The 23111-nt window shown below is 42.3% G+C and carries 16 protein-coding genes and 1 CRISPR repeat array (1 of these 17 cut by a window edge); of the genes, 10 read left to right on the top strand and 6 right to left on the bottom strand.

The annotated features are described in order from the left end of the window. Positions 1 to 582 precede the first annotated feature (582 nt). The gene (locus tag RM368_RS00835) at positions 583 to 1989 is read left to right on the top strand and encodes a glycosyltransferase family 2 protein (protein ID WP_322692278.1); all 1407 of its coding nucleotides are present in this window, start codon (positions 583 to 585) and stop codon (positions 1987 to 1989) included. A 66-nt stretch (positions 1990 to 2055) separates the two neighbouring features. Here RM368_RS00835 and RM368_RS00830 read toward each other — a convergent pair whose 3' ends face one another. Next, entirely contained in the window at positions 2056 to 4131 is a 2076-nt protein-coding gene (locus RM368_RS00830; protein ID WP_322692277.1) for a DNA polymerase III subunit gamma/tau, read from the bottom strand. 390 nt (positions 4132 to 4521) lie between these two features. Here RM368_RS00830 and RM368_RS00825 point away from each other — a divergent pair, with 390 nt between their 5' ends. From RM368_RS00825 to RM368_RS00805, 5 genes are all read left to right on the top strand, one after another. Then, the gene (locus RM368_RS00825) at positions 4522 to 5211 is read left to right on the top strand and encodes a hypothetical protein (protein WP_416212202.1); all 690 of its coding nucleotides are present in this window, start codon (positions 4522 to 4524) and stop codon (positions 5209 to 5211) included. 197 nt (positions 5212 to 5408) lie between these two features. Next, positions 5409 to 9269: a CHAT domain-containing protein gene (locus RM368_RS00820; protein WP_322692275.1), complete on the top strand. Its 3861-nt coding sequence runs from the start codon at positions 5409 to 5411 to the stop codon at positions 9267 to 9269. 56 nt (positions 9270 to 9325) lie between these two features. Then, positions 9326 to 11011: a M14 family metallopeptidase gene (locus tag RM368_RS00815; protein ID WP_322692274.1), complete on the top strand. Its 1686-nt coding sequence runs from the start codon at positions 9326 to 9328 to the stop codon at positions 11009 to 11011. Positions 11012 to 11052: 41 nt separating this feature from the next. Continuing rightward, positions 11053 to 11520 carry a GNAT family N-acetyltransferase gene (locus RM368_RS00810; RefSeq protein ID WP_322692273.1) on the top strand — a complete coding sequence of 156 codons (468 nt, stop codon included), beginning with the start codon at positions 11053 to 11055 and terminating at the stop codon, positions 11518 to 11520. 774 nt (positions 11521 to 12294) lie between these two features. Beyond that, a complete protein-coding gene (locus tag RM368_RS00805; RefSeq protein WP_322692272.1) occupies positions 12295 to 14001 on the top strand; it encodes a fasciclin domain-containing protein in 1707 nt (568 codons plus the stop codon). A 52-nt stretch (positions 14002 to 14053) separates the two neighbouring features. Here the strand turns inward: RM368_RS00805 and RM368_RS00800 are convergent, their stop codons facing one another. Then, the gene (locus tag RM368_RS00800) at positions 14054 to 14719 is read right to left on the bottom strand and encodes a class I SAM-dependent methyltransferase (RefSeq protein WP_322692271.1); all 666 of its coding nucleotides are present in this window, start codon (positions 14717 to 14719) and stop codon (positions 14054 to 14056) included. Positions 14720 to 14786: 67 nt separating this feature from the next. On the opposite strand from RM368_RS00800, the gene RM368_RS00795 reads away from it, so the two are divergent. Then, on the top strand, positions 14787 to 15194 hold the full coding sequence (locus RM368_RS00795; protein WP_322692331.1) for a hypothetical protein: 408 nt from the start codon (positions 14787 to 14789) through the stop codon (positions 15192 to 15194). 40 nt (positions 15195 to 15234) lie between these two features. Here the strand turns inward: RM368_RS00795 and RM368_RS00790 are convergent, their stop codons facing one another. Next, positions 15235 to 15702, bottom strand: coding sequence for a hypothetical protein (locus tag RM368_RS00790; protein WP_322692270.1), 468 nt, complete (start codon positions 15700 to 15702; stop codon positions 15235 to 15237). 113 nt (positions 15703 to 15815) lie between these two features. Here RM368_RS00790 and RM368_RS00785 point away from each other — a divergent pair, with 113 nt between their 5' ends. Next, a complete protein-coding gene (locus RM368_RS00785; protein ID WP_322692269.1) occupies positions 15816 to 16589 on the top strand; it encodes a hypothetical protein in 774 nt (257 codons plus the stop codon). Between the two features lie 606 nt (positions 16590 to 17195). On the opposite strand, the gene RM368_RS00780 is transcribed toward RM368_RS00785, so the two are convergent. From RM368_RS00780 to RM368_RS00770, 3 genes are all read right to left on the bottom strand, one after another. Next, positions 17196 to 18080, bottom strand: coding sequence for a hypothetical protein (locus tag RM368_RS00780; protein WP_322692268.1), 885 nt, complete (start codon positions 18078 to 18080; stop codon positions 17196 to 17198). A gap of 69 nt (positions 18081 to 18149) precedes the next feature. Continuing rightward, on the bottom strand, positions 18150 to 18743 hold the full coding sequence (locus RM368_RS00775; RefSeq protein ID WP_322692267.1) for a DUF1517 domain-containing protein: 594 nt from the start codon (positions 18741 to 18743) through the stop codon (positions 18150 to 18152). Positions 18744 to 18900: 157 nt separating this feature from the next. After that, positions 18901 to 20463, bottom strand: a complete 1563-nt coding sequence (locus tag RM368_RS00770; protein ID WP_322692330.1) for a pentapeptide repeat-containing protein — start codon at positions 20461 to 20463, stop codon at positions 18901 to 18903. 70 nt (positions 20464 to 20533) lie between these two features. On the opposite strand from RM368_RS00770, the gene RM368_RS00765 reads away from it, so the two are divergent. Together RM368_RS00765 and RM368_RS00760 are read left to right on the top strand one after the other, a co-directional pair. Beyond that, a complete protein-coding gene (locus RM368_RS00765; RefSeq protein WP_322692329.1) occupies positions 20534 to 21370 on the top strand; it encodes a prephenate/arogenate dehydrogenase in 837 nt (278 codons plus the stop codon). 207 nt (positions 21371 to 21577) lie between these two features. Next, positions 21578 to 21874 carry a hypothetical protein gene (locus RM368_RS00760; RefSeq protein ID WP_322692266.1) on the top strand — a complete coding sequence of 99 codons (297 nt, stop codon included), beginning with the start codon at positions 21578 to 21580 and terminating at the stop codon, positions 21872 to 21874. Between the two features lie 398 nt (positions 21875 to 22272). After that, positions 22273 to 23111: direct repeats of the CRISPR family, unit length 37 nt; unit sequence ATTGCAATTCATCAAAATCCCTATTAGGGATTGAAAC; it runs 268 nt beyond the window's last position.

Here is a 23111-nt window from a genome sequence, read left to right as displayed (position 1 = left end):
GGATTGGGCATTGGGGATTGGGGATTGGGCATTGGGCATAAGGGATAAGTCTTTGATACTTGCTGACGAGTTTTTGAACTCCAGTCCCCAGTCCCCAGTCCCCATGCCCCATGCCTCATACCCAATAAATGAAGTTACTACTAAGAAATATTAAAATTTCGGTTACAATGATGCTGCATTAACTGTTATCGAATCTGGGAACGGTAACACTAAAAATCCCTACTATACAGTGGTGGATGGCGTTATTGCAGTTTTTCCCAACAAAAAGCTGCTGCTGCCTTGCTATTACTTTATCCAAACCGGAGTTCTCATTAGAGAAAGTCCGACTCTACAAGCTTCCTGCCGAAGTGGCTATCAAAGGAATCAAGCTTCTGTCTAAGAGTAGTAAACGCGGTTAATATGAGGTAATTACGCACAGTGGCGGTGACAACAAAGGTAGTCCCAGCGGCTTTTGGCTTAGGGATAGCGGGTATTGCAGTTTGCCCATTCCGATTAATATCGGGAAAAGTAGCTTAGGGATATTTGTCCGTAAAATTACTAACTGTAGACAAATAGTGGTTTTTGAATCAAGCAACCTAACCTATGCCAGCGAATTCCTGGCCCGAAGAAGATTCTTATCAAGAGCTCGATCCGCTCAACTCCTTGTTATCTGACCTATCAGTAGATGAGGAGTCAGTGGTAGAGACAGATTCTATGTCTCTACCATCCCGGTTTCAAGGTCGTAGAGGCAAAGCAGCTCTAGTCTTGACTATCGTCTGGAGTGGCACGATCGCTCTGCATTTAGTTTCTTGGGCTTCCATTTTTATTCTAGGACTGACCACCATTCTAGGATTTCATGCTTTGGTGGTAGTGTTTACTAAATCCCGTCGCTATCCAAAAGAAATACAGGGAGATTTACCTTCTGTTTCTGTGCTAGTGGCTGCGAAAAATGAGGAAGCGGTAATTACTAAATTAGTCAAAAATCTTTGTAATCTGGAATATCCAGGTGGGGAGTACGAAATTTGGATAATTGACGATCGCAGCAGCGATCGCACGCCACATTTATTAGCGGAACTCGCACAGAAACACGACCAGCTGAAAGTACTAAGGCGTTCAGCAGAAGCTACTGGTGGCAAATCAGGAGCGTTGAATCAGGTATTGCCGCTGACAAAGGGCGACATTATAGCAGTATTTGATGCTGATGCCCAAGTAACACCAGACTTGCTGCAACAGGTAGTACCTTTATTTCAAAGAGAAAACGTGGGGGCGGTGCAGGTGCGAAAAGCGATCGCCAACGCTAAAGCAAACTTTTGGACTAAGGGTCAAATGGCTGAAATGGCCCTTGATACCTGGTTTCAGCAACAACGGACTGCCCTTGGTGGCATTGGCGAACTGCGGGGCAATGGTCAATTTGTCCGGCGTTCCGCCTTGGAAAGCTGCGGTGGCTGGAATGAAGAAACCATTACCGATGATTTGGATTTGACAATCCGCTTACATTTGGATAAATGGGATATTGAGTGTGTTTTCCATCCTGCGGTGCAAGAAGAAGGAGTGACAAATGCAATTTCACTCTGGCATCAGCGTAACCGTTGGGCAGAAGGCGGTTATCAGCGCTATTTAGATTATTGGGATTTAATTCTCAAAAACCGGATGGGATGGCGTAAAAGCTGGGATCTGCTGATTTTTATGCTGATTATGTATATCTTACCGACAGCAGCAGTCCCAGATTTATTAATGGCGATCGCTCGTCATCGTCCACCAATGTTAAGTCCGATCACAGGCTTGTCCATTTCTATGTCTATGGTAGGGATGTTTACAGGTCTGAAACGGGTACGTCAAGATCAAAAGTTCCCACTTTCTACATATCTTATAATGCTGGTGCAAACCCTGCGTGGCAGTTTATATATGTTGCACTGGTTAGTCGTCATGAGCAGCACTACTGCTCGGATGTCGGTAAGACCAAAGCGCCTGAAATGGGTGAAAACCTTGCATACGGGGAATGGGGAATAGCCCCTTTGGGGAATTAAAAATTAAAAATTAAAAATGCAAAATTACCTAAAATAATTTTGCATTTTTTTATTCATCATCAACTTCTGCTTCTTCTACCCATTCTGGTGTAGTTATAGAATCGGAGAATTCTGGGAAATCATCTGCAAAACGGATAATTTGTCCGTTGAAAAATTCTGCTACACGTTGAGCTGCGATCGCTACTTCATCAGGTTCCCAATCAGGTGCGGGTATTTGTTTTGGGGGTGGAGGCGAAGTTTGCATCCCGTTTCCATTTACCCCATTCCCATTTACACCATTTCCATTTGCCCTATTTCCATTTACACCATTGCCATTCTTTGCTGCCAACTCGCTTTTTTGTGGTACTGGTGATGGGTTAGTTGGCTGTGGTGCTGGCGCTGGAGGCGAAATTTGCTGGTTGTAACTGGGAGTTGGTGGCTGTTGAATACGAATAGAATCTTTTGGCGGAGGATTTTTTTTGGCTGAGGTAGAGTTTGAAGAAGTTCCTTTTTCTAAATTTATCTGGATTTCACGCTGGAAAGTCTGCTGGAAAGCCGCCGTAATCATCGGTAGATAAGATTTACCCTTGTCATACCATGCCTGTTTAATCGCAATTCGAGCCACAGCACCATCGAACTCGATGAGTTGGCTCATTTGACGCAGCATTTCTTGCCTTGATTTTGGCTGGAGGTTGGCAAGTACTTGTTGCCAAATCTGAGTTAAGTCATATTCTGCTTCGCCAACAACTTCTGAAGTTACTGGTTCAATATTCACCGATGGTACAGGAACAGATACAGGTTCTGGGGTTGGTGGTGAAACTGATTTAGCAGCAGAATTATGATTTGTTTGCCGTTCAACTGGGGGAGATGAAGTGACGGGCTGATTTTGGGCTGTCGCTTGATGATTGGCAGATGCAGAATTATGATTTGTTTGCGGTTCAGCTAAAGGTACAGAAGAGACTGGCTGATTTTGGGCAACGACTGGAGTATAACTTGGAGATACAGCAGGTGTATTAACTCGCGGCGCGACACTTGGGGCTTGTGGCTGAATATTCGTCGCACTAGGCAACAATCCTAGTAATGTTACCTCCAACCACAAACGTGGCTGAGTGGTATTTTTAATTTGTACTTCAGCTTCTCGTAAGTGTTTCTGTCCCGCCAAAATCACGCTGATATCGAAGTATTGAGCAAACTCAATCAGTGCTGTCCAAGTTTGCTGAGTACAAGCAACCAAATCGTGGCGGTTGGGTGCTGTTTTGGCAATCAGTAAATCGCGGTAAAAAGCAGCAAGATTTTGCAGAATAGTTAGGGGTTCTCGACCGCGATCTAAAATGTAGTGAGTACAGTCTAGAACTGCTTCCGGTTTATCTTGAGCGATCGCATTTAAAAGCGCTAGCAAGTCCTGTTCGCTTACCGTCCCCACCAAATCCCAAACTCGCTCTGGTGTGACTTCACCTGCTAACAAGCTTAATTGGTCGAGTAGACTTTCGGCATCTCGCAAGCCTCCCTGAGAAAGTTGGGCTACCAGGGTGACAGCATCATCTGAAATATGAATATTTTCTTTAGAGGCGATCGCACTTAAATGCTTCACCATCGCCTCTAACTGAATGCGTCTAAAATCAAACCTTTGACAGCGCGAAATAATCGTTGGTAATACTCGTTGCGGGTCTGTTGTTGCCAATACAAAAACCACGTGTCTCGGTGGTTCCTCTAGGGTCTTAAGTAGTGCGTTGAATGCCTGGGTACTGAGCATGTGGCATTCATCGATTACATAAACCTTGTAGCGACACTGCACAGGAGCAAACTGGGCTTTTTCAATCAACTCACGGATATTATCGACACCAGTGTTACTAGCGGCATCGATTTCAATTACATCTAGGGTGTAGCCCTTAGCGATTCCCTGACAAACCTCACACACGCCGCAGGGTTCAGCCGTGGGCTTATCACCTTTGAGACAATTGAGGGATTTAGCCAAAATTCGGGCACTAGAAGTTTTCCCCGTACCTCTTGGCCCGGTAAATAAGTAGGCAGGGGCAATTTTAGATGTGCCGATCGCGTTCGTGAGGGTGGTGGTGATCGCCTCTTGACCCACCAGTTCAGCAAAACTTTTGGGGCGATATTTGTGGTGCAGGGGTTCGTAAGACATGGAAATATAGACTTCAATGCCTTTCAAAGTGAATTAGTAGCACCGAGTCGAGTTGAGGATTCAATTATTTTAAACTCTCGTACCTGGCTTTATTTACCGATGTTGCCATAGCCCAAGACTCAACTAATGCCGTAAATTTTGGCACTTAGGAAAGCAAGCAACCAGAGCTTATCCTCTACTATGATTTCAACATCAATGTATGGGAATTATAGCATATCATTTAGTACATTTGTTCTATTTAAAGAGACTGGGAAGCAGAGGAGAATAACTCTTGACAAATGACAAATGACAAATGACAAATGACTATACGTTTTATTGACTAAACTAACGTCATAGTCCAGTGCGATCGCTACAATTTTATAGATAAAGTAAAACTCGATGGTGCAGCAGATGCTCAAGCGGCTATTTCAATGGCTCAAAAAGCTTTTTCAGAACTTGTTTGGTGGAAAACAGACTACCTCAAAATCTAGGGTAAATGTAGAAAAAGAACCAGCACCACCCTTGAGCGATACGGATCTGGAATTTCTCTTCAACGAACTGTTGCAAGGAGTACATCAAGCACGAGGGGAAGCATGGGCACAGAAGTGGCTGCATAATATCGAACATCGGATCACAACTCAAGAGTGGGTTGAGTGGTTAGGGCGCTTTGGCGACAGATTGCTCGCATCTCCGACACCCAATAATGAAATGGCGGCGCGGTTAGTGCAATTGGGTGAGTTAAAAGTCGGAGAAATTGGAGATGTTGCCTATAATATCGGGATGCAGTTGTTGACACGCAATGAAGGCGAACCAGTTTGGGAATATGAAGGGCCAGATGCTTTTAGCACTACTTCTTTGCCCTCTGAAGGAACTGCCTCAGTATCGGAGTCAGCAGATGCACCAGAGAACCTCCCAGAGGGAGAATACCAAACTGTCACCCTAGAACAGTTGTTTGTGATGTTGCAGGAGGATGAAAATTTACGTCAGCAAATTGCTCAACAGCTTGCCGTTGAAACAGACGACCCACAAGTGCTTGTCCAGGCATTAATTAGTCAGTTATATCCTGCTGGCCAATCGACTACAGAGCAAACTGAAAATTAACTGCTGGAGAGAATCAAATTCAAGAGTTAAACCTGGGAATTGTAACGTTGTAATGCTATGCTCTTGAAGATTTGTATATTTTTTGCTAACCTGCTACGGAAGCGCTGTCCGAATCTAATGGGTTTTTACGTAATTGATGATTTTTTTAAGACAACGATGGCTAAAATCTAGAAAAACAAAATCCAAGAGTGTGGCAGATGCTCAGGCGGATATCGCAGTCGCTTAAAAGGTTTTTAAAGCGCCTCATTGCAAGTAAACAGAATAGTTCTCTCAAGGCTTCGAGAGGACGCAATTTGGTGGGGGTACCACCAGAACTAACCAATGCGGATCTGGAACAATTGTTTATCCAATTGTTAGAAGGCGTGCATCAAGCACGAGGACGACAGTGGGCATTGAGGTATCTGCAACGAATCGAATATCGCATTCCGGCTGAACGTTGGATAGACTGGTTGGTGATGTTTGGTGAAAGCTTACTAGCTTCACCTACACCAAATCCTCTTTTAGCAACACAAATGGTGCAATTAGGGGAACTTGGTGTTGGCAGAATTGGAGAAGTTGCTTATGACATTGGCATTCGGCTAATGCAAAACTTACCTACAGAAATAGAAAATTATCAGGACAATCAGGCACAAGACGATCTAGAAATCACTCCTGGGCAAGAACTGATCCGCGAGTTGGGCGAGCAGTTATGGGAGTATGATGAGCCAGATGTAATCGAAACTACTCCTGGACAAGAACTGATCCGCGATTTGGGCGAGCAGTTATGGGAATATGATGAGCCAGATGTAATCGAAACTACAACCGATGAAGAAATTATCCCAACTTCTCCCGGACAAGAGCTAATCATTAGCTTTGGCGAGCAATTATGGGAATATGATGTGCCAGATGTTGAACCAATAACGTCAGCACCTCAAAATGCCTTTTTTGAGGAGAGATTGCCCGAAAACTTCGAGGAACTGGTATCGGAATATGAAAGGGAAGACGCCCAAGCCACAATACCAGAAAATATCCCTCTGCCGACAGCAGAAGATACAATCAACTTGTTAACCCAACTTCGGTTTGACGAAGAAGAAGTTGTTCAAATTACTACACCAGCAAATCTTCTTTCCACGAGACAAAAGACTGAATTAGCAACGTCTCCCTCGGTGGAAACCTGGGATAACACTTTGACGAATTTAGAGCCAAATGTGGCTAATACTTTAGATGAGTTGTGGGTGAAGTTGGATCAAAGTACCAATTTAGTCCAGCAACTTGCTTCAGATTTGGCAGTTCAAAGCAGTAATTCTCCTGGTATTATTGAGCGGCATAACGATAATTCGATTACCCACGCTCAAGGGTGGTTTTACCAAGGTCTTAGCCAAGCGAAAACAGGCGATTTGCTAGGCGCGATCGCATCTTATGATCGAGCAATTGAAATGCAACCCGAATTCTCCGAATATTGGTTTAATCGAGGCTTAACGCTGTTCCATTTAGAACGTTTTGATGAAGCGATCGCGTCTTATGAAACAGCCATAGAATTGAAACCAGACTTTTACAAAGCTTGGTACAACCGGGGTGGAACTCTCGGAGAATTAGGATACTTTGAAGAAGCGATCGCTTCTTTTGACAAAGCTATAGAAATCAAGCCAGACTATCAAGAAGCGTGGTCTAGCAAGGGTTTGGCACTGCTGAAATTAGGTTGGCTACCAGAAGCTATTGCTAGTTATGACCAAGCGCTACAACTCCAACCAGAAGACCAAGAAAACTGGTATTACCGAGGCATAGCCCTAGCGGTCAGCGAACAATTTGCCGAGGCGATTCTATCTTACGACAGAGCTATAGAAATTAACCCAGATTACCACGAAGTATGGATAGATCGGGGTGTAGTGCTGTTTAATTTAGGCAGGTGGTCAGAAGCGATCGCTTCCTGGGACAAAGCACTTTCAGTTCAAGCCGATTTCTACTTAGCTTGGTACAACCGGGGTATAGCATTAGACAACTTAGGACGAAGACAAGAAGCGATCGCCTCCTATCAACAAGCGATCGCCATTAAACCTGATTTCCATTTAGCTTGGTATAATCAAGCAGTAGCACTGTTTTATTTAGAACAATTTGCCGAAGCGATCGTCTGTTATGACAACGCTTTGCAAATCAAACAAGATTATTGGGAAGCTTGGATTGGTCGGGGAACTGCGATCGGTCATTTAGTAGATTTTGACGTTTTGCAAAATTTGTCGAGTAGTATCATCGCGACAAATCCCGCCTTACAACAAGGTGGCTACGAAGGAAAATTAGCCAGCTACGAAGAAGGGTTAAGGCATCTGCGAACAGATACCCACCCAGAAGGTTGGGGTAGATTGCATTTTGCGATCGCTAATACTTACTATGAGCAAGGCAAAAAATATACTAACACCCGTGATTATTGGCGCAAAGCTGCATCTGAGTACCATCAAGCGCTGTTAACCCTGACATTAGAATATTTTCCCCAGTTGCATTTAGAGGTTTTACAATCTCTAAGCAAAGTGTTGATGGGTTTGGGACACACAACACAAGTTCAAGAATTGCTGCAACGTGGCACAGATTTATTGCGACAATTACTGAGTGAAGAAACTCGCTCAGATGACAGTAAAAAACAGTTAGCTTTAAAATTTGCCGGCTTCGATCAATTGGCAGTTGATTTAGCTGTAGAGTCGGGTGATTTAGTAGAAGCTTGGGAAATTGCCGAACAAGGCAAAAATGCTTGTTTAAACTGGCTGCTTTCTGGCTGGAATCATAATATTTACTCGCCTTATTATGGCGCAATTCAACAACTATTCAATCCTTCAACAGCAATTATTTACTGGCATATTAGTCCAGTTGCCCTACATACTTTTATTCTCAAAGACCAAGCACCATCACCAATTCTCCTGTTTATACCCATGCAAGATACTGGGGTAATACCTTTAGGAGAAGATGCTATTCGTCTCAATGAATTGCCTTTACCCGAAGCAGTGCAGCGCCTAATTGAATTTGAAATTTGGCTAGAAAATTGGCATCAACAATACCAAGAATATCGCAGCACAGCCCACGACAAAGAAAGTAAAAGTCAGCATTCTTGGCGAGTTGAGATGGAAGAGAAGCTGTTGCAACTGTATGAAATCCTGAATATTTCCACAATTGCACAGGAACTTGAAGGCATCACCCAACTGGTCTTAATTCCTCACCGTGACTTGTACAGATTGCCCATTCATACACTTTTCCATTTTTCTTCGCCATCACCAGAAGAGTTACCGAATGTAGAATCAAATTTCAGCTTTACTTATCTACCTAGTGCCCAAACAGGTTTATCAATCAGAACAGAGGATATTTGGCAGTGGCAAAATAAGTTATTGCTCAGTGTTGAACATCCTGAAAGTACAGGTTATCCCACACTTAAATTTGCCAAATTGGAGTCTGAAATTGTTAGTCAGATGTTCAATAATATCCAACGAATTCAAGGGGCAGAAGCTACGAAAAATATTGTTGAAAATGCCCTATTTGATAATTATAATATCTTGCATTTTACAGGTCATGTTACTCATAATTTAGCTGAACCCAAAAAGTCAGAATTAGCATTAGCGGGTGAAGACAGACTTACTCTAGATGAAATTTGCCAACAAAATCTAGATAGTTACAACCTTATTACTCTCTCTGCCTGTGAAAATTTCAGTATTAACAACTACACTATCACCAGCGAATATGTAAGTTTAGTCAGTGGTTTTGTAACTCAGGGCGTACCTCATGTAGTGAGTACTCTTTGGAGTGTAGAATCTTCGGCTAGTGCCTTGGTAATGATCGAGTTTTACCGACGATTACAGCCCAATAAATCAGCAGTTACTGCCTTAGCTGAAGCAACACGATGGCTGAAAGAACTAACTGCTGGAGAACTGACAAAATGGTATGAAGATATCTTGAATAATCTGCATCCAGAAGAAGTAAGAATTCAAACTTATTTAGCGACTCAACTATATAGAAATAGTAAAATGCCATCAGATAAAAATCTTTATAATCATCCTTATTATTGGGCAGCTTTTACAATTATGGGTAAGCCGAATAAATAATTCGTAATTCGTAATTCGTAATTCGTAATTCGTAATTCATAACAGAGAGGTTTGTTATGCCAGATGTTCGGTTTGATAAATACTATCGTTATGAAGACTTAACAGGCATTCTACACAGTTATGCGAAGGAATTTCCCCAACTAGTACGCATAGAAAGCATTGGCAAAAGTTACGAAGGACGTGACATCTGGGTATTAACAGTTAGCAACTTTGCCACTGGTGCACATCAAGAAAAACCTGCCCTCTGGATTGATGGCAACATTCACGCCACTGAACTCGCACCATCAAGTGTTTGTTTATACTTATTGCAAATATTAGTGACAGCTTACGGTACTCACCCAGAAATTACCCGTTGTTTAGATACCCGCACTTTCTACATTTGCCCCCGTGTTAATCCTGATGGTGCTGAGTTGGCATTGGCTGATAAACCGAAATTTATTCGCTCCGCTACTCGCCCTTATCCCGATGATGACGAAGGCAACGATGGGTTAGTGATGGAAGATATCGATGGCGATGGTCGGATTTTATTGATGCGAATCCCCGATGCTAATGGGGCTTGGAAAGTCTGCCCGACTGAACCTCGCCTGCTGGTGCGACGCGAACCAACAGAAATCGACGGTCAGTATTATCGCGTACTACCAGAAGGAAAGATAGAAAATTATGACGGAGTTCAGATTCAGATTCAGCGTTCTAAGCAAGGGCTAGATTTAAACCGAAATTTTCCATTTTTGTGGCGGCAAGAATCTGAGCAATCGGGGGCTGGTTCTTATCCTACATCTGAAACAGAAGTGCGATCGCTAGTTCAATTTATCACTACACATCCTAATATTACAGGAGCGATCGCTTTTCATACCTTTAGCGGTGTTCTCATCCGTCCCTACACCCACCTCAGCGATGACGAATTCCCGGTCAATGACCTCCGCACTTATCAACGCATTGGCGCAAAAGGTACTGAACTTACTCAATACCCAGCCATCTCTGCCTTTCATGATTTCCGCTATGACCCCAAAGACGTAATTACAGGTACATTTGACGATTGGGCTTATGAATACCAAGGGCTATTTGCCTGGACAGTAGAAGTCTGGAGTCCGCAGCGCCAAGCTGGAATTAATGATTATAAATACATCGATTGGCAACGAGAACACTCTGTAGAAGACGACCTGAAGTTGCTGCGTTGGAACGATGAAAAACTTGCAGGCAAAGGCTACGTAGATTGGTATCCCTTCGAGCATCCGCAACTCGGTCAGATTGAACTAGGCGGCTGGGATACCATGTACGCTTGGACAAATCCACCCCCCGAATTTCTGGAGAAAGAAATAGCCCTGTTCCCAGAATGGCTAGTTTGGCATCTATTAATATCTCCGCGTTTAGAGATTTACGAAGCCAGTGTCCATAGCTTGGGTGATGATACTTATCGGGTGCAATTAGTTGTGCATAATACAGGCTGGTTGCCCACTAATGTCACCCAAAAAGCTTTAGAAAAAAAGCTGGTGCAAGGCTGTATCTGTGAAATTGAACTGCCTCCTGGGGGAACTTTGGTAACGGGTAAGCCTCGTGAAGAGTTAGGTCAATTAGAAGGACGAGCCTACAAGCCTTCAACTCCCATTAGACGGCACAGCGATCCTACCAAGGATCGGGCGAAGGTGGAATGGGTGGTACGTGCGCCTCAAGGTAGTACAGTTAGACTGCTAGCCCGTCATCAACGTGCTGGAGTTGCTCGCACTGAATTGACGTTTCCATAATTTGGATATTTAAAATTGTCAAAAATTATCCTAATACAGCTTTGTCTAAATCAATAATTAACGTTCGCCTAATTACACGCAACGAACTTCCCCAACTTTTGGCTTTATATAAGCATCTAAATCCTGTCGATGCACCTCTACCGACTGATGATGTTTTACAATCTATCTGGGATGGGATTTTACACGATCCCCGTTTGCATTACGTTGTAGCTGATGTTGATAACCAGCTAGTAGCAACATGTAATTTAACTATTGTTCCCAACTTGACGCGTGGCGCACGTCCATACGGCATTATTGAAAATGTTGTCACTCATCTCGATTTTCGACAACAAGGATTGGGTACACAAGTGCTACATTATGCCTTAACATTAGCATGGCAGCAACAGTGCTATAAAGTGATGCTTCTGAGTGGCTCAAAACGTGAAAAGACGTTGCACTTCTATGAAAATGCAGGGTTCAAACGTGGAGTAAAAACCGGATTTGTTGCCTTCTCTCCAGAGGAGTTGTGAGCAGAACCGATACAGATTATACCTCTTTCCAAAATATTGGTTTATCTATGGGTTCTTTTTCATGAAATAGTCTTTTTTAAAAAAATAAATTCCTAGCCAAAAATGCTGGGGCAATCAGGCTTGGAATTTTTGATTGCGATCGCTAATTTCCAGTCTAGTATTTGAAAATTTATATTTAAAAATTTCCCATCAATGACAACTATCTAAAGAGTGAAAGTTTTTCTTCAAAATCCAGCCCTGAGTTAGTTGTATACTCTCGAAAAAAGATTAACAATACACCATATCGCCAAGATTGATTTTATTTCTTTTATTTCTTAAATATTGCTAAAGATCATGATACATTGAATTTGACGGCATTAACCCTCCTCGGCAATTATAAAGAGACGGCTATTAAAAGCCAATTATTTTACTGCTTGACTGCAATTTTAGAACTGAATAAAATCGCTTACTTGCATTAATTCTCTTTATGGTTGCGACATATTATATTACCACAGGAGCCATGCTTATTTTTAGTGTGCTCTGCGGTTCTTAAAAAAAAATAGGAATTCGATACTATGTGTGGTGCACATGAGGATAAACGTTATGAGATATCAGAGCAGCTACTCATAATGTTCAGCGTCTTAATTTTCCAGAGCTAACAGGTTTCATTTCTGGTTTTCATGTCGAGGCGAACCAAATAATCATCTTAGATATTTGTATTCACTTAACCTTGCATCCAGTATTTTCCACATAATCAACATAATCAACCCAAAAAATTGAAAAGAGGATATTTCCATGTCTAGTTTGTCTCGTTGGTCATCAACAAAGGTTGCTTTGCTAGTTCTGGGAATGACAGCTGCTACAATAACTCCCATCGTAATTTCTGCCCCAGCTTCATCTCAAACTCCTGTTCCATCTACGACACCATCACCTGATACACCATCACCTGCAACACCATCACCTGCGACACCATCGCCGACTTCAACAGTTAACCTGTCTGATGTTTCCTCAGATTATTGGGCGCGTCCCTTCATTCAAGCCCTAGCTGAGAATAATGTGATTAGTGGCTTTCCTGATGGCACTTATAGACCAAATCAGCCTGTGACTCGTGCGGAATTTGCTGCCTTAATTCAAAAAGCTTTCAGTAACCAAAACCGAGTCCGACAATTAAGTGCAGGTGGATTTAGTGATGTTCCTGCTAACTACTGGGCAGCTGCTGCAATTCAAAACGCCTACGAAACTGGATTTTTGGCAGGCTATCCTGGGAACGTATTTAGACCAAATCAAGAAATTCCTAGAGTGCAGGGGATCGTTGCTTTAAGTAGTGGCTTAGGTTTAACTGGTGGCGATACAAGTACTCTCACTACTTACTACAATGATGCCTCAGCTATCCCAGAGTATGCTGTTGGCAGTGTCGCAGCAGCGACAGTAAGTAATCTTGTTGTCAACTACCCGGATGTAAAACAACTCAATCCGCAACAGTCTTTGACTCGTGCTGAAGCAGCAGCACTTTTATATCAAGCTTTAGTTAAACAGGGACGGGCACAACCTATTGCTAGCAATCTTCCAGCTAGTCAGTACGTTGTAGCTGGAACTCCTACAAGTACTGATATTGTTTCTCTGACAGCATCCAGTAGTTCTTTTACAACTCTGACTTCTTTATTAAAGACAGCCGGTCTATCAGATATTCTTCAACAGCCAGGCCCTTATACAGTCTTTGCTCCCACCAATGACGCATTTGCTGCTTTACCTGCTGCTACCTTACAACAGTTAGAGCAACCAGAAAACAGAGAAGCGTTAGTTAAGATTTTGAGATATCACGTAGTTCCTGGTGCGGTAACTTCTAGTCAACTCTCAGCAGGGGAGTTGACAACCGATGAAGGAAGACCTGTAAATATTAAAATCGATTCCGCTAACAGTCAAGTTTCGGTGAATAATGCCAGAGTTCTCCAGGCGGACGTGAAAGCTAGCAATGGTGTTATCCATGCAATTAACCAAGTTCTAATTCCGCCTGATGTTAACATCAGTCAATTAAATCAGCCGCCAACAGGAAATGGGACACCTGATGTTAACGTAGGTAGAAGTACTCGTGGTGGCAGAAGCTATATCGGAGTTGGTGGTAACATTGGTTTGAGCGGCGATGATACAGCTCTGAGCGACACCAACTTTACAGTGATCAGTAAACTTGGTCTAACAAATTATCTATCAGTGCGACCATCGGTAATCTTTGGGGACGATACAATATTTTTAGTTCCTGTGACTTTAGATTTTTCTCCCCGCAGAGCAGGTTCGGTAGGTGACAGAACCTATAGCATATCTCCTTACATAGGTGCTGGTGTCGCAATTGAAGCTAACGCTGATACTGATATTGGATTGTTGTTAACAGGTGGTGTAGACATTCCTCTCGGTTCTAGACTTACGCTAACAGGTGGTGTAAATGCTGCTTTTGTAGATGATACTGATGTCGGACTACAGTTAGGAATTGGCTATAACTTCAGGTAAATAGAAGTAGAACATGATAAGGGCGCACAGTTAGTTGTGCGCCTTTGCTGTATTAAGGTCGCTTGATTGCTAAAGTAAGTCCATCGGCAATGGGGACAAGGGAGAGGGTAATGCGTTCGTCATGATGTAACTTCTTGTTCAACGCCCGGATTGCTTGGGTGCTTTCATCTTGATTTTGCTCATCAGCTACTTGTCCAGACCATAAAACATTATCGATCGCAATTAATCCACCTGGACGAACTAATTGCAGCGATCGCTCATAATATCCATCATAATTTTCTTTATCAGCATCAATAAAGGCAAAATCAAAAGTTTCGGCTTGTCCAGTTGCTAATAGCCGATCTAAAGTTTCCAAAGCTGGAGCCAATTGGAGATCGATTTTATCAGCAACTCCAGCTTCTTGCCAATACCTGCGGGCGATCGCAGTAAATTCTTCACTCACATCACAAGCGATAATCTTGCCATCAGGCGGTAGTGCCAAAGCTACAGAAAGTGAGCTATAACCCGTAAATACTCCAACTTCTAGGGTTTTTTTCGCTCCAATTAACTGCACCAGAAGGCTCATAAATTGGCCTTGTTCTGGTGAAATCTGCATTCCACTCCGGGGATGATTGGCGGTTTCTTGGCGCAATTTCCCAAGAATTTCTGGTTCTCGCAGCGAAACGGATAAAAGATAATTGTAGAGTTGTTTATCAAGACCTATAGACTGTTTTGGCATGATAGATCGGAGAATTGAGAGAAACTACAGTTATACTATCGTTGATCGGTGGAATCTCAGGAATAACATGGTGCGGTTAGTTTTGACAGCAATATTGCTGGTGCTAGTGACAGCTTGTGGCAGTATTGGACTGCTACCAACTAGCGATTTAGTGCAAAAAGCGATCGCACTTGGGCTAGAACAAACTCAACAAAAACTTAGCCAACAGTTGGATTTAGATTTTCAAGGATTTGAAATCAAGCGGCTATCAATTACCCAGGAACAACCCCTGACGATTGAAAATTTACCAGCTTTCCACGTTCGGGGAACCTACGATTTGATTCTCAAGCTACCAAAACGACACTTGACGCAACCAAAACAACCCTTTGATGTTTATCTACAAATTCAGCAAGAAGGTAAAACTTGGCGATCGCTAATTCCAGAAAAGGGTAGTAAAGATACTCAACCAATTTGGCGTAGTTATCTCATCCAATAGTGACGGGGAAACGTTTGAATTACCTCACTCTTTTCCCAAACTACAGATTAAATTTTGTGTATTCTATACCGTCATCTTCTGCAAGAATTACAAAATCGAAGGATTCAATTAACGCCTGTATTGCACCAGGTCCGCCATAGGGATGGCTAAAGGGTTCAAACTCCAGTCTAGCTCTGTCAGCAGAAAGCATTCTACAAGCAATTAATTGATATTCACCATTTTGAAAAGCATCAAACATAGAATAAAAGTCCCAAGGAGTTTCGAGGCTAGGATCTGTCCACCTCTGTTCCACAGATGTTGCAAACCAGCGACGGTAATATTCAGTCTCTTCCTCTTCACTAGGCCACCAAAAATGTGATAATGCTTTGCGATCAAAAAAAATTAGCCAATCTTCTTCATTACGCCAAAAATCGTTGTCTTTATCTTTTTTAATTTCGTTGAAAACTTCACAAAGAGCATTGAATCTTTTGCAATCATCTACTTGAAACTCTACAAAGCAGTATTCCATTCTTTCTCCCTTCTTTTATTATGTGCAACTAGAAAAACCATCACAAATATGTTTGTATAATTGAGAACCACTAGCCATAATCGAGGTGATAGTTTCATCGGAGACAGGGTAAGATGTATATCAACTTTTTCATCAGTTCCATTATTGGAATTGTGGTTCCGGTGCTGGTGGCTTTTGGCTTACTGCAATGGTTGCACATACCTACAGGTAACTTTCTTGATTGGGTGATTGGTGGTGCAAGTTTTTGGTGGCTATTGGTAATTGTTACCGTACCGTGGAATGTGCATTTTCAAGCCAAAGAAGTCTTAGCAGAAGCAGCACAATCAACTGAGAAAGGAATTCCAGTTGATGAGAAACAAGTGAAGTATGTCACAGTTTTGGCAAAGCGATCGCTCTGGGTTGCTATTGCTTTACACTTATTCTCAGCCATTGGTCTTTATACTCTTGCTGTTACTGGGATTAGTACGGTGGGATATATAAGTTCTGGTGCAGCTTTATTATTAACAATTCTGCGTCCAGCGATTCGCGCTTACGAGTATTTATATGCGCGGTTAGCGATGATTCGCCAAGAATGGAAGTATCCGCGCGAAGATATTTTTGAACTGCGCGATCGCTTCTCTATATTGGAACAAAAAATCCAGTCTTTGGAAGATCAGCTTAATCCCGAACAACCCTATTCTTTATCCGCAACTCAACAACGTTTTGCCGAAGAAACTCGCAGAGATTTAGCTCGAATTGCAGCTAATTTAGAAGAATTACGGGCGACAAATCAAACAGAACATGAGCGTTTGGCAAGAGAAGCCAGAAATGCGATCGCCCAACTTTCCACTGACGGGCAATTTCTCGATCATGTCCGCGAAATCATTCGATTTTTTAAGACCACTTAATGATTGCTTTAATAGCTACAGCTATAGCAATTATCGTTTATATAAGTACATCTTTTAACCTCAACCCCAACGTCTCTCCTCACTAAGGAGAGGGAGTGTTTGCTTCAGCAAATACGGGGTGAGGTTCCGAATGTATATGTTATAACTTTGTACGAATGATGATTAGTAAAACTTACATAACTTCAGGAGTACTCACGGTGAATCAGATACAACTGACTTTAACTATTAGTTATTTATTAATGACATGCTATTTTTTAACTAATTGGTTAATATTTTCCCTACGTCATCCTGCTTTCAATGCAGAAGATAAATTTTTATCGGTTGTGATGTTTGTGTTAACAACTATCTTCTGGCCTTTGATGATTCCGATGTCTTGTTTAGAAATGGTTCAACAAAAGCGCGTAGACTTTAGTAAAATGATTCCTGTTCTCTTAGCAATATTTGTATTTAGTATTTCATATTATTTAACCGAATAATTAATAATTCCTCCTCGCAAATTGCATAGATATTAAAGAGAAGCCAGAGGTTTGACTTGTTACCCTCCGGCTTCTTTATGTACAACTACCTTTACTTGTTAGGCAGTTTATTTATTAAACTTGGAATTGATTAACGGCGTCTGCTGCCAAAACCAGTTGAGCGGCGAGGTGCTGAACTACGCCCACTACCAAAACCACTGCCAGAATTGCGTCTAGGTGAAGTAGCTCTACCAGAAGGTTGCAATGTACTACCACCAAAACCAGAGCCAGAAGGACGGTTATTACCTGTAGTACTACGCGGTGTATTGCGTATATTTGTATTTCCAGGATATGACCTTCTAATTGTCCCTGTATTGCGGAAGGCAGTGCGATTTCTCACGGCTGCGGGTTGCGTATTATAGCGAGTTTGGTAACTTTGAACTGCTTGGCCATAGCTTCCGCCATATCCACCGAAGCCGCTTAATCCTTGCCCTGATTGATAGACAGGGGGTACATAATACTGGGGTCTAAACAACATACTACCAATTGCCTGTCCCGCCAAGCTACCAGCTACAGACCCAGCAAATGGTGCCCAGAAGTTATTTTCTCGACGGACTACAACCGTCTCTTGTTGTCCTGTTTGGGGATTAGTTCTATTCTCGGTAAGGTTGTGGACGTACTCAATTTTAAAATCTTCCGTCAGATATAGAATTGGTTGTCCTTTATCTACCTTCAGATAGGTTTTTTTACCCTGCTTGATTTCATCATCAGTTAACCGTGCCATTTGCAAATTTTCGGTTGCAAAGGTTGGGGGATTATTGTTAAGTAAAAACAAGCTGTATTCACCAGTTGCATCGTCATAAGTGGCTTGTTGTATTTGATACTCGCCATCACTCAACTTGGTATTAGTAGAGGTTTGGCTAACGTTCTTAGCTGGAGGAGTACTTTGGTTCTCGCCACCACAAGCAACAGTTGTGATACACAAACTCAGAGCTAAAAAAACGGCTGTAAATTTACGTACTATGGTCATGATCATTGGATTATTGTCCTATCTCTGAGCTTAACAATTTATCATCTAAGTAGTAAGTACGGACTACCCAACAAATTACAAAGGAATCAATTCTGGGTAATATTGCAACAGTTGATCGCTAGTAAGTTCATCGCCCAGCTGTGCTGGTGAGAAATGTACTTGGATTGCCTTTAATTTATGTTTATAATGCAAATTTATCAATGCTTTCAATCCTTCCTTGAGCGCCTGAACGTTAGAAAGATCGGTTTCCAAATCTGGTACTTCTCCTTCATAAGCTACTGTAATCATCACAATGACGTTGCGGGTTACAGGTATGGATAAAGGTTCATTCAATCCAGAGTCAGAACTGTAATTTGGTTCGCTGAGATATCTTTCGGCAGAGTCAGTAAATAATTCATTCACGTAATCCCCCGCTTCGCCCTCATTAAAAAATACATCACCTTCGTTAGCAGCAGAAAGCCAATATTCATCGTATTGCAGCAGTGTTTGGCTGATTTCTACCAATCCTTCTCCTAAAACTTCTAAGTCGCCATCGGCATCGATCGCATCTCGTCCTGCACTATTTAACACTCCCAAAATTGGCGCTACTTCACCTCCCCCTAAGTGCAGAAATAGGCGAAACACGACATAGCGAGTTCGACCGATCATTTTATTAAAAATATTGCTCATTTTTTCCTCCAAAATTTTTTTTGTCATTTGTCATTGGTCATTGGTCATTTGTCATTGGTCATTAGTTCAATTCCCGATGCCCAATGACGGCAGTTGCTCCACTTGGGGAGACCCCTGCGTACCCGTCACTGCCTCCCCAATGCCCAATGTTGCATAACTAATGATTAATATAATGAAATCCTTTAACAAAATCTATAATAATATCTAATGAAGGTAATATATTTTTTGTTGAATCACTAGACATATCATAAGCTGAAGCATTAAGAGCAGAGCGATTAATAAATCTTTTTCCAAAGTTGGGATGGTCATAAACAATCAAAGTGTGGGCACTGGAATTCGTTAAAACTATTTGGGCTGGGGCTTTACAAAAATTTAATTTTGCGGCTACTTCGATATTTTTTTTCATCTGTTTAATTGTTGTAGCCTGATTCATAGCTTGTTCAAAAAGAGTATTTAATTGTTTCCCTATCTGAGGCGATTTTAAGTTTTGGTTTGCCACAACTTCATTGTTAATTATTTTCACTATACTGGAAATATTTTTTTGGGTAGATGCCGCATCTAGAAAGGGAAGAATGACAATGTAAGCTGTAGGAAATAATGCTTCATCGCGATCTACATGAAAAGTGAAAATAGTCCGGCGACGACCACTTTCGATGCTTGGAGGTTGTTTCAGCCCTCGATATTCTTGAGCAATTTGATAGTAAGCGCCAGCGATCGCAAAATTAGCTTCATGTTCTAGAGCTGCATCAACAATAATCCGAATTGTTGGCGGTGTTTCGTTAAAAAAATCTCGTGACTCTTCAGAATGGAAATTTTGGACAATGGAGCGATCGCCATTTGGGCTAAGATCGACCCATTCACAAACTATGCCTTCGGTTTTTAAACCAAATCTGGAAGTGGCATAAAGCTTGGCTCCTGTTAAAGTTGCTCCTGTTAAGTCAGCACCGATCCATTCTGCCCTAATTAATTTTGCCTGAGTTAAATTGGCGTGGACTAAACTTGTATTTGTTAAATTGGCATTGCTTAAATCTGCGCCAATTAAATCAGCCCCGCTCAATTTTGCGCCGCTCAAATCTGCCCACCGGAGATTTGCGCCGCTCAAATCTGCCCACCGGAGATTTGCGCCGCTCAAATCTGCCCCGCTCAAATTAGTCTGGCTGAGATTGGCTTGTCTGAGTTCGGCATCTCGCAAATTTGCACCACTCAAGTCAGAACGACTCAGGTCGCTGGCGTTTAAGTTAGCCATCTCCAAGTTAGCTCCAGTTAAAGAAGCACCTCTCAAGATCGCCTCACTCAAGTTAGCGTGACGGAGATTCGCTTGGCGGAGTGTCGCTTCTCGCAAATCAGCACTGGTGAGATCGGCTTCCAACAAATCAGCGCGACTGAGGTCAGCGCGAACTAATTCGGTGCGGATTAATGAAGCTCCTCTGAGTTGAGCGCGACTTAGATCCGCTCGAATCAAATTAGCGACGTTGAGACTGGCGTTATTGAGGATGGCGCTGCATAGATTTGCACCACTCAGTCTGGCTACATTCAGCTTGACATTGCTCAAGTTAGCTTCACTCAGATTCGCGCCACTCAGGTTGACTATACTCAAATTAGCATCGCTCAGATTTACACCAGTGAGTTTTACTCCACTCAGGTTTGCTTCTGGGAGGTCAACACCACTAAAGTTTAAGACTCCTGCTGCGTATTGTTCCAGTAATTCCTCTACAGTCATTGATGCTACCCCTTGGATGCCAACTTTAATAGTTGGTAAAGTCATAAAAAACGGAATGTCAAAATCAAAAATGAATATTGGAATTTTAGGATTGGGACTGATAGGCGGATCTTTGGGTTTTGATTTGCGATCGCAAGGACATCATATCTTAGGAGTTAGTCGCCGTGAAGCAACCTGTCAAAAGGCAGTTACCTTGGGCAGTGTCGATCGAGCATCAGTCGATCTGAGCCTATTAGCAGCCGCAGAAGTTGTATTTATTTGTACACCTCTAGCCCTTATTGTGCCCCAATTTGAACAGTTAGTCGCTCATTTGCCTACGGCTACAGTCGTCACTGATGTGGGTTCAGCGAAAGCACAGATAGTCAACGATATTACTCCCCTTTGGAAAAATTTTATCGGCGGTCATCCAATGGCGGGCAGAACAGATAGTGGGATAGAAGCTGCACAGCGCGATTTATTTGTTGATAAACCTTATGTATTAACACCGATAACGACAACCCCAACTAATGCAATTACAGTTGTAGAAGAAATTGTGCGATCGCTCGGAGCTAATATCTATTTTTGTCAACCAGAGCAACACGACCGCGCTGTGAGTTGGATTTCTCATTTACCTGTGATGGTTAGTTCTTCGTTGATTGCTGCTTGTTTGAGCGAAACTGACCCCGATGTTTTGCAATTAGCCCAAAAGTTAGCTAGTTCGGGTTTTCGGGATACCAGTCGTGTGGGTGGTGGGAATCCAGAATTGGGCGTCATGATGGCGCGATATAATCGTCAAGCATTGCTGCGATCGCTGCAACAATATCGTCAAAATCTCGATGAATTGACTAACTTAATTGAGCAAGAAAATTGGGCAGTTTTAGAGGAGAAGTTTAAATCAAGGCAACAGGCACGACCTGATTTTGTTTAATAGTTGTCGGGTGCGTTCAGCTATCGATAACGTACCCATTTTTTAATTTAGTAAGTTAATTAATCAAGTTTGTTGGCTGCTTTTTTGTCAAAACAACTCTCCACAGCTACTCAGGAATTCCCACAATAAAATCTTTAAAAATGCTACTCAACAGTTTGATAGTCACCAAACCGATGTACCATACAGATAAATTTACAAAAATCAACAATGGTAGAACGTCCAATCAAGAAATCGGAACGTCAGGCTCAAGCAAACACTGACAGCAATTCCGAAAATTCGGATTCTGTAACCCCGATTGAATCTAACCCCAAAAGCTCAAAACCGAGCCGCGATCGCTCGTCTGACAAAGGGAAAAAAGGATCGTCATCTAGGGATGAAAGCAGACCACCGGTAAATCCGGCACTAGCGCGCGGCCCAAAACCCGTTAAACCTCCAACCCCCAAAGTTAAAACAGAAGAACTTGAAACCGAATCAGAATCTATCTCTGAGGAGTCTCAAGATTAACATTACAAGTGTTGTTGTGTGTGATGTGGGAGGCTATAAGCTAAAAAGACTGAGATTTCTGGCTTTGAAGGCAGCGATCGCACCCCCCATCACCATTAGATTATTTTTAGCGATCGCGTCTCTCATAGAGTTCCTGTATGTCAAATGCGCGAATGGGTAGGTGTACAATTTCCACACCCCAAAAAAATTGCTTCTATCTCAATACCAGCAAGCATTTCACCCCACTCATTACCCAATTATCATCCGCGCAATCTCTGAAATGCTTACAAAAACTAGGATGTCAGCCTTTAACTTTTCCCGGCACTCTTCCCAAAGGAATTCTCTAATGCTATGATGGCTCCAGAATCGCGCAACCGCACCTTGAAAACTAAATACAGCTTGGCTTTCAGGCTCCCGCTATTGCAATTCATCAAAATCCCTATTAGGGATTGAAACCTTTATAATAAGTAGTCCAACTATCAGGAAAGATTGCAATTCATCAAAATCCCTATTAGGGATTGAAACACAATCGGCTGAAAAGCTTGCTGTGGCGTGGTTTCAATTGCAATTCATCAAAATCCCTATTAGGGATTGAAACGCTAATGCCGACCTTGAAACAATGAGGGAAGATGATTGCAATTCATCAAAATCCCTATTAGGGATTGAAACTCTATTCCTCTATTCCCCGAATCTAATTTTATTTATTGCAATTCATCAAAATCCCTATTAGGGATTGAAACAGAGGTCTAGACAATCAGTTAGTCGGTACAATTAAATTGCAATTCATCAAAATCCCTATTAGGGATTGAAACAAGGGTGCAGCAGAGCAAGGTAAAAAAGCAGTAGATTGCAATTCATCAAAATCCCTATTAGGGATTGAAACCGTTTGGCAAGCATCTCAAGCACTTGGCGAATCGGATTGCAATTCATCAAAATCCCTATTAGGGATTGAAACGAGTGGGGCGATCGCAACGAGAGGAGTTCGCATTGCAATTCATCAAAATCCCTATTAGGGATTGAAACTTAATTGCATAAACAAAGCCCGATGCCGCTATTAGTAAATTGCAATTCATCAAAATCCCTATTAGGGATTGAAACTGAGCATTAATCCCAAGTCCCGCACTGGTACTAATTGCAATTCATCAAAATCCCTATTAGGGATTGAAACCTAGTGTAGTGGGTGGTGTTGCCGCTTTGGGGGATTGCAATTCATCAAAATCCCTATTAGGGATTGAAACGCCTCTAAAATACTTCTCCC

This window comes from Nostoc sp. DedSLP03 (assembly GCF_034530815.1).
GTDB lineage: Bacteria > Cyanobacteriota > Cyanobacteriia > Cyanobacteriales > Nostocaceae > Nostoc.
Note: the sequence above shows the minus strand (reverse complement) of the source record. Positions and strands in the feature narration are given on the sequence as shown.